The following is a 12125-nucleotide window of genomic DNA, read 5'->3' as shown; positions in this document are numbered from 1 at the left end:
GGCCACAGACGGCCTGTAGTCGCCGGACAGCCCCGTGCCCCCCGAGACGCTCCGCGCCCCTTACTCGAGCAACTCCGCATACGAACCCATGGCCAACGCAATGTCCGCCTGTGCCCAGAACCGGTGATACGTGAACGACGGCGCCGCCCCGCCCGCCAGATACGCCTCGATCTTCGACCACGCCGGATCGTCCTCGTAGAACGAGCGGATCGAGTCGAAGGCCGACGACGAGTTGACCGCGTCACCGTTCGGCATCGTGCCGGTCCAGCCGCTCGGGACGTAGATGGCGTCGTCGAAGCGGTTGTAATCGGCCCGGGTCTCCGGGACGGCGACCCCCAGGGCGTCCTGGTGGTTGTCCCACATGCCGTCCAGCAGCGCCTTCGCCGTCGTCGCGGCCGCCGTGTCACCCGAGCGGTCGGCGTAGTACGTCAGCGTCTTGGCGTACGCGGCCGCCACACCGACATCGTCGGTGTAGTCGGCGACCGTGACATGAAGTCCGGTGTTCCCAGCCGGACTTGACGGGTTCCAGGTGTCGGGCTGCCCCGACCACTGAAGCGTGGACGGGATCCGGTACGTACCGTCCGGATTGACGGTCGTCTCGGACAGCGCCCAGTCGACCCACTTGTCGAGCACGGCCTTCGCGGTCGCGTTCCCCGTCTGCTGGTAGTACTCGGCGACCCGCTCCATCGACCACGCCTGGAAGCCGAACCACTGGTTGGACGGCGGGTCGTGATAGACGGGCTGCTGGTCGTAGTACATGCCGTAGAAGGTCGACTTCCCGGCGGGCGGCGTCGCGTACCTGCCCGCCCAGCTGTTCGTCGCCCCACCCGCGATCGCGCCCTCGCTGGACTGCAGCCAACGGTAGAACTCGACCTGCCGCTCCAGCGACTTGGCCCAGTCCGCCCGCCCCGTCGCCGACTTGGGCTTCAGATCGGCGTACGCGCTGAGCGCATACGCGGCCATCGGGTTCTGGTAGCCGCCGTGCGCGTGGCTGGAGCCGATGCGCCAGGCCCAGCCCGCCGAGGTGTCGGTGGCGCCGCCCCAGGCGTAGTACCAGGAGAGCAGGTAGTGCGAGGCGTCCTTGCCGGTGCCGGCGGGGCAGCCGGTGGGCCCCACGCAGTTGCCGATCTTCTTGAAGTACTTGTCGTACATCGCGTAGCGCAGGTAGTCGCCCATCTTCGCGGCCTTCGCCACGGTCGCGGAGATGTCACCGCCCTTGCCCTGCTCGTCGGCCCACTTGTCGGCCCAGTACGCGGCCTGCACCGCACGGGCGTCGGCGTCCGGGGCGTTGGTGAACTTCCACTGCCTGGCATACGAGGCGTCACCGGTGAAGAGGTCCAAGTACCCGTTCCTTCCACCGTACTTGAACTGATCACAGGTCGGCTGAGGCACCGTCTCCCACACCGACTCCTGCGCGCCGCGCTGGAAGGTGTTGATGTACGACGGCCCGGTGTCCGCCGGCCCCGCCTCGCACTTGCCCGGCGAGTTGCCGTAGCCGTAGGTGTTGTCGACGTCCTGGAGCCAGTGCATGCCGTAGACGTCGTCCGTGCCGTACGCGCTCTTCAGCTCACCGGCGATCGGGTCCGAGCCGACCGAGACCGACGAGTCGAGCTTCGCCGGGTACTCGTTCGGGGTGTCCAGCTCGGGCGCGTAGGTCGCCGGCTTCGAGGCGTTGTAGAAGGAGTTGGTCGGCTGGTCGGCGTGGGGCGGGATCATGTACTTCTCCATGATCTCCCAGGCCCCGTTGAACTTGGACCAGTCGCCCGTGACCTTGCCGTACATCGCCTGCAGCCAGAGAAGGTAGCTGTAGGCCTCGGACGTGGTCTCGTGACCGTGGTCCGGCGCCTCGACGATCAGCGTCTCGACCGAGTGGTAGGGGATGCCCTCGGGCGAGAAGTAGCCGTTCGCCGGGTTGGTGATCTTGCCGTACAACTCCAGGAAGCGGGCGTCGTACGCCTTCGTCGCCGCGATCTGGGTCACCGTGACCGACGCCTTCGCGTGCCCGTTGGCCGTCGACTCGAAAGTCGCCGCACCGGTACCGGAGTTGTCGGCGGTGATGGTGACCCGCTGTGCGGTGCTCCAGTTCGATGGCGTGAAGGTGAGCGAGGCGCCGCCGGTCACCGACAGACCCGAATTGCCGCCCGTGCGGACGGTGGTGACCGTCACGTCGGCCGACGGCCGGGTCGACAGCTTGATGTCGTAGGAGGCCGTCTTGCCCTGCGGGACGGGGAGTTGGGCCTGCGAGGCCACCACGGCCGGACCCGAGGCGACCGTGATGCCGACCGGCGTCGACTCACCGGACGCGCCCAGGCTGTCGTAGGCCTTCGCGAGCAGCGAATGACTGCCCACGGTCAAGCTTGAGACCGAGAGCGAGTACGGCGCCGTCGTGTCCGTGCCCAGCAGCGTGGTGTCGTCGTAGAACTCCATCTTGCTGATGGTGGCGTTGTCCGCGGCGGCCGCGGTCGCCGCGAGCGGGACGGCGTCGCCCTGCGAGTAGACCGCGCCCGCGGCCGGGCTGGTCAGTACCGTGATCGGGGGCTGATGGGCGCCGGCACAACTCGTGCCGTTGACCGCGAAGTTCGCGGGGGCGGCGTTGCTGCCGCTGTAGGTGAACTGCGCGCCGGTCGTGACGGCGGACCCGGCCGCGATGCGGCCGTTGTAGCCGGCGTCCGTCACGGTGACCGTCTGGCCGGACTGGGACCAGGTGCCGTTCCAGCCGTTGCTGAGCTTCTGGTTGCCCGCGTAGCTGTACGTCAGCGTCCAGCCGTTGATGACATCCGTGCCGCGGTTGGTGATGGTCAGATCCGCGGTGAAGCCGGAGCCCCAGTCATTGGTCTTGTAGTCGACACCGCACTGAACTGCCGCCGCCTGAGCGGGAGTCGACCCGGTGCTGAGCATCGTCAGGGGGAGCGCCAGGGCCGCCAGAGCGGCCGTCCACAACCGTCGTAAGGCTCTGCGTCTGCGTGGGGGATGCACGTGCTGGTTCCTCCTTGTGGCTCGGAGAAGTCAAGGCCTGAACCAGTGGGAGCGCTCCCATAGTGGGGACGGGGGTGCGAGGGGTCAAGGTGCTTGAAGAGTCGAAAAGATTCGACGAGTTCAGTTGAGCGAAAGTCAGTAACTCCTCTGTCCTTTACCGTCACTTGGCGCTAGCTTCATGGGCACCAGTGGGAGCGATTCCATCAGTCGACGCGTCCGTCACGACGCGCTTGATCTGCAAGGAGTCGCTCATGCGACACCCCCCGCGTTCAGTACTTTTAGCCGTCACCGGCGCGGTCGCCCTTGTCGCGGCCATGACGGTGCCGGTCGTCACGGCGCAGGGAGCCACACCCGCGTGCACGGTGACGTACTCCGTCACCGGCCAGTGGGACAGCGGCTTCCAGGGCGCCGTCGAGATCACCAACAACTCGGCGCCCGTGAGCAGTTGGAGCCTCGGCTTCGAGTTCGCAGGCGGCCAGAAGGTCACCCAGGGCTGGAACGCCAAGTGGTCCCAGTCCGGTACGACGGTGACCGCGGCCAACGAGAGCTGGAACGGCTCGCTGGCCACCGGCGCGAGCGTCAGCGCCGGGTTCATCGCGTCCTGGTCGGGGAGCAACGCCGTACCGACCGCCTTCAAGCTCAACGGCACTACCTGCAATGCCGTCGCCGAACCGTCGCCGCCCGATCCGACCGACCCGACGGATCCGACCGATCCGCCGGACCCCGGTGACGGCACGGTGCCGGCCCTGCACGTCTCCGGGAACAAGCTCGTGGACGCCGACGGCACCACCCGTCGACTGCTCGGCGTCAACCGTTCCGGCGGCGAGTTCATGTGCGTCCAGGGCTACGGCATCTGGGACGGCCCCGTCGACGACGCCGCCATCGAGGCGATCGCCGACTGGAACGCCAACACGGTCCGCATTCCGCTGAACGAGGAGTGCTGGCTGGGCCTGTCCAACATCAAGCCCGAGTACGGCGGAGCGAACTACATCGGCGCCGTGAAGGAGCTGGTGGCGAGGGTCAAGGCGCACGGCATGACGCCGATGCTCGAACTCCACTGGTCCTGGGGCCAGTACACCGGCAACTCGGCGGGCTGCTCCGACGTGCGCGCCACCTGCCAGAAGCCGATGCCGAACATGCAGTACACGCCCGCCTTCTGGACGTCGGTCGCGAGCACTTTCAAGGACGACCCGACCGTCGTCTTCGACCTGTTCAACGAGCCCTACCCGGACCGCGCGACCGCCACGACCACCCAGGCGTGGCAGTGCTGGCGGGACGGCGGCACCTGCCCCGGCATCGGGTACGAGGTCGCCGGCATGCAGGACCTCGTCGACGCCGTACGGGACACGGGCGCCGGCAACCCGATCCTGCTCGGCGGGCTCGCGTACTCCAACGACCTGAGTCAGTGGCTGACGTACAGGCCCACCGACCCGGCGGGCAGTCTCGCCGCCGCCTGGCACGTCTACAACTTCAACACCTGCGCGAACGAGAGCTGCTGGAACTCCACGCTCGCCCCCGTCGCGGCCCAAGTGCCGCTGGTGGCGGGGGAGATCGGAGAGAACACCTGCTCGCACGCCTTCGTCGACCAGGTCATGAAGTGGTTCGACGACCGGGATCTGTCCTACCTCGGCTGGACCTGGAACACCTGGAACTGCTCCTCCGGTCCCGCGCTGATCTCCAGCTACGACGGTACGCCCACGGCGTACGGCATCGGGCTGCGCGACCACCTGCGCTCCCTCGACGGATAACCCCCGCAACCGAGAAGGAAACCCGCACTCATGAGTCGTACCAGAACAGCGATGCTCGCTGCCCTGACGCTGGTCGCCGGTGCCTCGGGAACCGCGCTCGCCGCGGATCCGGGCGGAATCGGCACGGCCGCCGTCCCCTGCACCGTCGACTACAAGGTGCAGAACCAGTGGGACACCGGCTTCACCGCGGCCGTGACGGTCACCAACCAGGGCGCCGCCAAGTCGAACTGGTCGGTGCAGTGGTCGTACGCCGGGAACCAGAAGGTCACGAGCGGCTGGAACGCGAGGATCAGCCAGAGCGGTGCCGCCGTCACCGCTGCCAACGAGACCTACAACGGCACACTCGCGACCGGCGGTTCGGTCGGCTTCGGCTTCCAGGGCACCTACAGCGGCACCAACGCCATCCCGGCCACCTTCACCCTCGACGGCGTGACCTGCAACGTCGACGACGGCGGCGGCCCCACCGATCCGACCGACCCCGGTCCGACCGGTCCCAAGGTCGACAACCCGTACTCCGGCGCCAAGGTGTACGTGAACCCGGAGTGGTCCGCGAAGGCCGCCGCCGAGTCGGGCGGCAGCCGGATCGCCGATCAGCCGACCGGTGTGTGGCTGGACCGGATCGCGGCCATCAACGGCGTGAACGGCGGCATGGGCCTGCGCGACCACCTGGACGAGGCCCTGACGCAGAAGGGCTCCGGCGAACTCGTCGTCCAGCTGGTCATCTACAACCTGCCGGGCCGTGACTGCGCCGCCCTCGCCTCCAACGGCGAGCTCGGCCCGACGGAGCTCGGCCGGTACAAGGCCGAGTACATCGACCCGATAGCCGCGATCCTCGCCGACCCCAAGTACGCCTCGCTGCGGATCGTCACCACGATCGAGATCGACTCGCTGCCGAACCTGGTCACCAACACCGGCAGCCGTCCGACGGCCACCCCGCAGTGCGATGTGATGAAGGCCAACGGCAACTACCAGAAGGGCGTCGGCTACGCCCTCAACAAGCTCGGCGACGCGGCCAACGTCTACAACTACATCGACGCCGGCCACCACGGCTGGATCGGCTGGGACGACAACTTCGCCGCCAGCGCCACCGTGATGAAGGAGGCCGCCACCTCGGAGGGCGCCACCGTCAACGACGTACACGGCTTCATCGCCAACACGGCCAACTACAGCGCTCTGAAGGAGAACAACTTCACCATCGACGACTCCGTCGGCGGCAAGTCCGTCCGCGAGTCCAAGTGGGTCGACTGGAACCGCTACACCGACGAGCTGTCCTTCGCACAGGGCTTCCGCAACCAGCTGGTCACCACCGGCTTCAACTCCGGCATCGGCATGCTGATCGACACGTCCCGGAACGGCTGGGGTGGCTCGGCACGGCCCGCCGGTCCGGGGGCGACGACCGACGTCGACACCTACGTCAACGGCGGCCGCTACGACCGTCGCATCCACGTCGGCAACTGGTGCAACCAGTCCGGCGCCGGCCTCGGTGAGCGGCCGCAGGCCAGTCCGGCGGCCGGGATCGACGCGTACGTCTGGATCAAGCCGCCGGGTGAGTCGGACGGGGCCAGCCAGGAGATCCCGAACGACGAGGGCAAGGGGTTCGACCGGATGTGCGACCCGACCTATACGGGCAATCCGCGCAACGGCAACAACCTGTCCGGTGCGCTGCCCAACGCTCCGCTGTCGGGGCACTGGTTCTCGGCGCAGTTCCAACAGCTGATGCAGAACGCCTACCCGCCGCTGTCGTAGTGCGCTGAATGGGACTGCGGGTCCGTTGTGGCTGGTCGCGCCCGCGCGGCGGAGCCGCATATTGGATAGAGCCCCGCGCCCCTGAAGGGGCGCGGTGGTCGCCGGGGACTGGTCAGTGCTCCTGGGCCAGGCCCCGGCGGATCGCGAACTCCACCGCTGAGTAGTCCCCGTCGGCCCGGTCCAGGTCCAGCGGCACCGCCGTGTGCAGCGGCGGCTGGGCCATGAAGCGGGGGCGCGTGCCGTGATTCGGCTGGGCGGAGTGGACCAGGAACGGGTGGCAGAGGTAGACGTCGCCCGGGCGGCCGGTGGCGTGGGCGAGCGGGCGGTGCGCGGAGGCCTCCGCGACCTTCGGGCCCAGCTCCAGGAAGGAGGCGCCGGTCTCGGCGTACGGTGCCAGGACGGGTGGTACGTCGAGATGTGAGCCGACTCGGATGCGGGTCGGGGCGTTGTCCTCGGTGACCTCGCTGAACAGGAACAGCATGAGCAGCGCCCGGTCCTTCGAGTGCACGTTCGTGTGGGCGTGCTCGGCGCCCTCGGGCAGATAGCTGCCCTCGATGTGCCAGCCCGCGTCGTCCGGCTCCTCCTCGTGCGGGAACCGCAGGGGGAAGCTGCCCAGCGAGTAGCGCGACTGCCAGCGGTCCTCACCCACCAGCACATCGAAGGCCTCGTGCAGGACGGGCGTGTTGACGGCGGCCGCGAAAGGGCCCTGCGCCATGTCGTACACCCAGTGCACGGGGTCCTTCCAGGTGCCCGGGTCCTCCGGGTCGTACCCCGTCTCCCGCCACAGCAGCCGCGCGCAGTGCTCGGCGACGCGCGGCGGAAAGGCGCCCTCGATCCTCACGAACCCGTCCTCGAGGAAGCGCTCCACCATCTCGTCGTCCATCGGGCCATCGTGAGTGACCGCAGGCCGCCACCGCACCCCATTTTTCTTTGCCCCGTTTTTGCCGCTACGGCAAGGACAGTGGCCCGGAGGCGGTGCGGCGGAGCACGCTGGCGGCAACCCGACGAGAGGCCGGCCACCATGGCGCACGAGAACCACCCGCACCACCAGCACCAGCACCCGCGACTCCGGCACCACCACGACCACACCGACGTCGACTGGGCCGAGATGGGCCCGCTGCTGGAGGCGCAGGCCGAGCTCTTCACGCCCCTGTACGAACACGCCATGGCCTGGCTGGCCAAACGGCAGACCGAACCAGGGCTGATCGTGGACGCGGGCAGCGGTCCCGGAGTCGTGTCCTGTCTGCTCGCCGACACCTTCCCCGGCGCCCGGATCGTCGCCGTCGACGCATCCGAGCCGCTTCTGGACCGGGCCCGGGCACGGGCGGAGCGCCTCGGCGTCGCCGACCGCTTCGGCACCCTCGCCGGCGAACTCCCCGGCGTTCTCGATGAGTTGGACTACCCCGCCGATCTGCTGTGGGCCGGCCGCAGCCTGCATCACCTCGGCGATCAGCGCGCCGCGCTCGTCGCGTTCGCCGACCGTCTCGCGTCCGGCGGCACGCTGGCCCTCCAGGAGGGCGGACTGCCGTCACGGTTCCTGCCGCGGGACATCGGGTTCGGACGGCCCGGACTGCAGGCCCGGCTCGATGTGCTGGAGGTGGAGTGGTTCACGCAGATGAGGGCCGACCTCCCCGGCTCCGTCGCCGAGACGGAGGACTGGCCGGCGCTGCTCGCCGCCGCGGGACTCAGGCCCAGCGGCACCCGCACCTTCCTCCTCGACCTGCCGGCCCCGACCACGGACCGCGCCCGTGCCTACGCCGTCGCCTCCCTCACCCGCACGCGCGAGGGACTCGGTGATCGTCTCGACGCCGACGACCGCGCGGCCCTCGACCGGCTCCTCGACCCCGACGACAAGGCGAGCGTGCACCACCGCCCCGATGTGTTCGTGCTGGCGGCGCAGACGGTGTACACGGCGGTGCGCACGAGGTGACGCCGGGGACGCCGGCCGGCGGCGGGACTTGACTTCGAGAGCTCTCCAAGTGATGGACTCCCCGTCGTCCGAACCGAGACACAGGGGGAAACACCATGACCGACTCTCCGGTCGCACTCATCACGGGCGGCGGCAGCGGCATCGGCGCCGCGGTCGCGCGGCAGTTGCTGGACACCGGGTACCGGGTCGCCGTCACCGGCCGCGGTGCGGCGCGGCTGCGCGGGTTCGCCGAGGAACTCGGTGAACCGGAAGGGCTGTTGACGGTCGTCGGGAACGCGGCCGAGTACGCCGACGTACAGGCGGCGGTCGGCGCGACGCTCAAGGCGTTCGGCCGGCTGGACACGGTCGTGGCCAATGCCGGCTTCGCCACCCATGACTCCGTCGCCGAGGGCGACCCCGAGGGGTGGAAGGAGATGGTGCTGACCAACGTCCTCGGCCCGGCCCTGCTGATCCGCGCCTCCATCGACGCCCTCAAGGAGACCCGCGGCCGGATCGTGCTGGTCGGCAGCGTCGCCGGGTTCGTGCCGGGGCCGGGCAACATCTACGGGGCGACGAAGTGGGCGGTCACCGGGCTGGCCGAGAACACCCGGCGCCAGGTGACCGACTGGGGCGTGGGCGTCACCCACATCGCGCCGGGCCGGGTCGAGACCCCGTTCTGGGACAGCTACGGCAGCCTGCCGCCGGGGCATCTGCTGACCGCCGACCAGATCGCCGACTCGGTGGTGTGGGCCGTCCGGCAGCCCGACGGAGTGGACGTCAACACCGTCGTCGTACGGCCGATCGGACAGCCCAACTGACGTATCACCGCGCTCAGTTGCTCTGAAGGAACTCCTTCGCCAGCCTCTCGCCCAGCGTGACCGCCGCGCCGTGGCTCTCGATGGGCGAGACCTTGGAGTTCTTGAAGAGGATGTACGTCACGCCCGAATCGGTGCCGCCGGTCTCCGGGTCGGGGTCGATGCCGAGCCGCTCGGCGGCCGAGTAGGAGGCCTCGCCGATGATCTGCTGGGGCCCGGTGTCGCCGACGACGGCGTACAGGACCTGGTTGCCGTGGATGACGGCGACCACTCCGCCGCCTTTGATGCCCGCGGCCGAGTAGTCCCAGGTGCCGCTGATGCTGGGGACGACGACGTAGGGCAGGGTGTCGGAGCGCAGCGGTTTGCCGTCGGACTGGTGGAAGGCGGTGTCGGGCTGGAACCAGGGGTCGGTGTCCTCATTGCATTTGCCGGTGCGCTGGCCGTCGCAGTCGATGTCCATGTCGGCCTTCCAGAAGACGGCGCCGTTCTTGCCGCAGACGGGGATCGTGGCCGAGGTCTCCTCGTCGGTGCGGTACTTGCCGTTCGAGATCTGCGAGCAGGACGTCACCTTGGCGAGCAGGTCGGCCGCGCTGACCGAGCCCTCCCGGAGGGACGTCGGTCCTGAGGTGCCGGAGGCGCTCGTGGGGAGCAGTCCGGCGGCGAGCAGAGCGGCCCCGGAGGCCGCGGCGAGGGTCAGTGTTCGGATGCGCACTGTGGGGGGACCCTTCTGTTAGGAAAGTTTCCTGACCGGGTGTCGTACAAGGTGACTTCTTTGCGTGACCCCGTCAACCCCCTGGGCGCGACCCGGGGTCCGCTGCGCTGATTGCGGCGTCATGGCCCCGGTAGAACACTGGACATGCCGAAGATTTCGGATGTGCGCCCGGCTTTCCGGGAGGTGCCATGTTCGTACGCGCCATCTACACGACCGGCGATCCGACGAAGATCGACACGGCCATCAGGGCCATGAACACGGAGGGACGGGACCTTCTGGAGGACCGTCCCGGGTACCGCGGCGCGAGCGTGTTCGTGGACCGTACGCTCGGCAAACTGCTCGCGGCGAGCTGGTGGGAGACGGAGCGGGCCCGGCAGAACAGCGACGAGGTGCTGCGGGAGCGGCGGGCGGCGATGCTGGATCCGTTCGCGGGCACGCTGGCGGTCGACAACTACGAGGCGCTGGTCTTCCATCGGGTACGGCAGCCGCAGGCGGGCGGCGGGCTGCGCCTCACGCGGCTGGAGTTCGACCCGAGGGACACGGATCTGCTCGCCGACACGTTCCGGGCGACGGTGGTCCCCAGGCTCGACACGCTTCCCGGGCTGGCCAGGGCGTCCCTGCTGGTCGACCGGGAGCGCGGACGCGGCATGGTCGGGGCGATCTTCGTCGACCAGACGTCCCTGGCGGCGTCCCGCTCGGGTCAGGCGGGGGCCCGGCACGAGGGCGCCGCGAAGGCGCATGTGAGCGTGATCGGGCTGGAGGAGTTCGAGGTCGTCTTCACCGACGTGCGCGGCGACTGAGGCTCCCCGCACGGGAGCCGGTCACCGGGCCCTGCGTACACGTCCGCCCGCCGCTCAGACGACTGAGCGGCGGGCGGAGTGCTGTCTCGATACGGTGGCGGATGGGCCGCGGCGGGTGTCAGCCGCCGAACGTCGCCGGGTCCGGGCCGATGCGCCGGTCCTCGTTGAGCGCGCTGATCGCGGCCAGGTCCTCGTCGTCCAGGCTGAAGTCGAAGACCTCGATGTTCTCCTTGATCCGCGAGGGCGTCACGGACTTCGGGATCACGACATTGCCGGTCTGGAGGTGCCAGCGGAGCACGATCTGGGCCGGGGTGCGGCCGTGCTTCTGCGCGATGGCGACGATCGCCGGGACCTCCAGCAGACCCTTGCCCTGACCGAGCGGCGACCAGGCCTCGGTGGCGATGCCGTGCTCGGCGTGGAACTCGCGGGAGGCGCGCTGCTGAAGGTGCGGGTGCAGCTCGATCTGGTTGACCGCCGGGATCACCGAGGTCTCGCCGATCAGGCGCTCCAGGTGCTCCGGAAGGAAGTTGGAGACGCCGATCGCGCGGGCACGGCCGTCGGCGTGCAGCTTCTCGAAGGCCTTGTAGGTGTCGACGTAGGTGCCGCGGGCCGGCATCGGCCAGTGGATGAGGTACAGGTCGATGTACTCCAGGCCCAGCTTGGCCAGCGACTCGTCGAAGGCGCGGAGGGTGGCGTCGTACCCCTGGTCGCCGTTCCAGAGCTTGGTGGTGACGAAGATGTCCTCGCGGGGGAGGGCGGAGGCGGCGATGGCCTTGCCGGTGCCCTCTTCGTTGCCGTAGATCGCCGCTGTGTCGATGCTGCGGTACCCGGCCTCAAGCGCGGTGCCGACCGCCTCCTCCGCCTCGTCGTCCGGCACCTGCCAGACGCCGAAGCCCAGCTGGGGCATCTCCACGCCGTTGTTGAGGTTGATCGGGGGGACCTTGCTGCTCACGAGCTCTTGATCCTTACGGTTGTCGTCAGGTGGTACTCATATCGTCAACGATCACGGGGAGCCGTGCATTCCTGACGGCGGAATCCGATGCGCAAAACCGCCGTAACTGACCGGCGAGTCAGCAGTCGCCGCGAGATTGGCCGGAAACGCATCCGGCGTTATGGGTCCGGACCATTGACCGTGGCCCGTCATGCCGAGACTCTGTATCGCGCCACCGAACGCGTTGATGAACTCGGTGCATGCATGTGAACAGCAAGCGCCTGTCTGGGCTCTGAGACCCCCACTTCCTCAGGAAAGCAGGTATGCGCACATGGACGAGAGGCTGCTCGACACCCTCCAGGCGGAACAGGTCATTCAGGAAGCATCGGATGAAGAGGTGTGGCAAAGCCCTGGTCACTCCGTTGTGGAGACCGCCCTCGAAGTGACCGCCTACGCCCTCGCCGACCGCTAGCCGGCCGCACCGCGAG

General features: G+C 68.9%; 10 protein-coding genes. 6 read left to right on the top strand and 4 right to left on the bottom strand.

What is annotated here, in order from left to right:
- Positions 1-60 precede the first annotated feature (60 nt).
- Positions 61-2976: a glycoside hydrolase family 48 protein gene (locus ACFQ6S_RS12610; RefSeq protein WP_383407108.1), complete on the bottom strand. Its 2916-nt coding sequence runs from the start codon at positions 2974-2976 to the stop codon at positions 61-63.
- A gap of 251 nt (positions 2977-3227) precedes the next feature.
- Between ACFQ6S_RS12610 and ACFQ6S_RS12605 the strand changes: the two genes are divergently transcribed.
- Both ACFQ6S_RS12605 and ACFQ6S_RS12600 read left to right on the top strand, forming a co-directional pair.
- On the top strand, positions 3228-4724 hold the full coding sequence (locus tag ACFQ6S_RS12605; protein ID WP_383407105.1) for a cellulose binding domain-containing protein: 1497 nt from the start codon (positions 3228-3230) through the stop codon (positions 4722-4724).
- A gap of 30 nt (positions 4725-4754) precedes the next feature.
- Positions 4755-6470 carry a glycoside hydrolase family 6 protein gene (locus tag ACFQ6S_RS12600; RefSeq protein ID WP_383407102.1) on the top strand — a complete coding sequence of 572 codons (1716 nt, stop codon included), beginning with the start codon at positions 4755-4757 and terminating at the stop codon, positions 6468-6470.
- Positions 6471-6582: 112 nt separating this feature from the next.
- Here ACFQ6S_RS12600 and ACFQ6S_RS12595 read toward each other — a convergent pair whose 3' ends face one another.
- Positions 6583-7353, bottom strand: coding sequence for a phytanoyl-CoA dioxygenase family protein (locus tag ACFQ6S_RS12595; RefSeq protein WP_383407099.1), 771 nt, complete (start codon positions 7351-7353; stop codon positions 6583-6585).
- Between the two features lie 138 nt (positions 7354-7491).
- On the opposite strand from ACFQ6S_RS12595, the gene ACFQ6S_RS12590 reads away from it, so the two are divergent.
- Both ACFQ6S_RS12590 and ACFQ6S_RS12585 read left to right on the top strand, forming a co-directional pair.
- Entirely contained in the window at positions 7492-8400 is a 909-nt protein-coding gene (locus tag ACFQ6S_RS12590) for a class I SAM-dependent methyltransferase (RefSeq protein ID WP_383407097.1), read from the top strand.
- 95 nt (positions 8401-8495) lie between these two features.
- Positions 8496-9197, top strand: a complete 702-nt coding sequence (locus tag ACFQ6S_RS12585) for an SDR family oxidoreductase (RefSeq protein ID WP_383407094.1) — start codon at positions 8496-8498, stop codon at positions 9195-9197.
- 13 nt (positions 9198-9210) lie between these two features.
- Here ACFQ6S_RS12585 and ACFQ6S_RS12580 read toward each other — a convergent pair whose 3' ends face one another.
- Complete coding sequence (locus tag ACFQ6S_RS12580) at positions 9211-9906, bottom strand: glycoside hydrolase family 75 protein (RefSeq protein WP_383407091.1); 696 nt, start codon at positions 9904-9906, stop codon at positions 9211-9213.
- A gap of 188 nt (positions 9907-10094) precedes the next feature.
- On the opposite strand from ACFQ6S_RS12580, the gene ACFQ6S_RS12575 reads away from it, so the two are divergent.
- Positions 10095-10706, top strand: coding sequence for a hypothetical protein (locus tag ACFQ6S_RS12575; protein WP_383407088.1), 612 nt, complete (start codon positions 10095-10097; stop codon positions 10704-10706).
- A 118-nt stretch (positions 10707-10824) separates the two neighbouring features.
- On the opposite strand, the gene ACFQ6S_RS12570 is transcribed toward ACFQ6S_RS12575, so the two are convergent.
- Positions 10825-11658 carry an aldo/keto reductase gene (locus tag ACFQ6S_RS12570; RefSeq protein ID WP_383407085.1) on the bottom strand — a complete coding sequence of 278 codons (834 nt, stop codon included), beginning with the start codon at positions 11656-11658 and terminating at the stop codon, positions 10825-10827.
- A gap of 310 nt (positions 11659-11968) precedes the next feature.
- Between ACFQ6S_RS12570 and pqqA the strand changes: the two genes are divergently transcribed.
- On the top strand, positions 11969-12109 hold the full coding sequence (gene pqqA, locus ACFQ6S_RS12565) for a pyrroloquinoline quinone precursor peptide PqqA (protein WP_383407082.1): 141 nt from the start codon (positions 11969-11971) through the stop codon (positions 12107-12109).
- Positions 12110-12125: the final 16 nt, after the last annotated feature.

It is taken from the genome of Streptomyces sp. NPDC056479 (assembly GCF_042795335.1).
Lineage (GTDB): Bacteria > Actinomycetota > Actinomycetes > Streptomycetales > Streptomycetaceae > Streptomyces.
Note: the sequence above shows the minus strand (reverse complement) of the source record. Positions and strands in the feature narration are given on the sequence as shown.

What these genes read in the sequence shown, in the direction of transcription:
- ACFQ6S_RS12575 (WP_383407088.1), top strand. Translation starts at nt 10,095, where the DNA reads ATGTTCGTACGCGCCATCTACACGACCGGCGATCCGACGAAGATCGAC.
- ACFQ6S_RS12605 (WP_383407105.1), top strand. Translation starts at nt 3,228, where the DNA reads ATGCGACACCCCCCGCGTTCAGTACTTTTAGCCGTCACCGGCGCGGTC.
- ACFQ6S_RS12600 (WP_383407102.1), top strand. Translation starts at nt 4,755, where the DNA reads ATGAGTCGTACCAGAACAGCGATGCTCGCTGCCCTGACGCTGGTCGCC.
- ACFQ6S_RS12585 (WP_383407094.1), top strand. Translation starts at nt 8,496, where the DNA reads ATGACCGACTCTCCGGTCGCACTCATCACGGGCGGCGGCAGCGGCATC.
- ACFQ6S_RS12595 (WP_383407099.1), bottom strand. Translation starts at nt 7,353, where the DNA reads ATGGACGACGAGATGGTGGAGCGCTTCCTCGAGGACGGGTTCGTGAGG.
- pqqA (WP_383407082.1), top strand. Translation starts at nt 11,969, where the DNA reads ATGGACGAGAGGCTGCTCGACACCCTCCAGGCGGAACAGGTCATTCAG.
- ACFQ6S_RS12590 (WP_383407097.1), top strand. Translation starts at nt 7,492, where the DNA reads ATGGCGCACGAGAACCACCCGCACCACCAGCACCAGCACCCGCGACTC.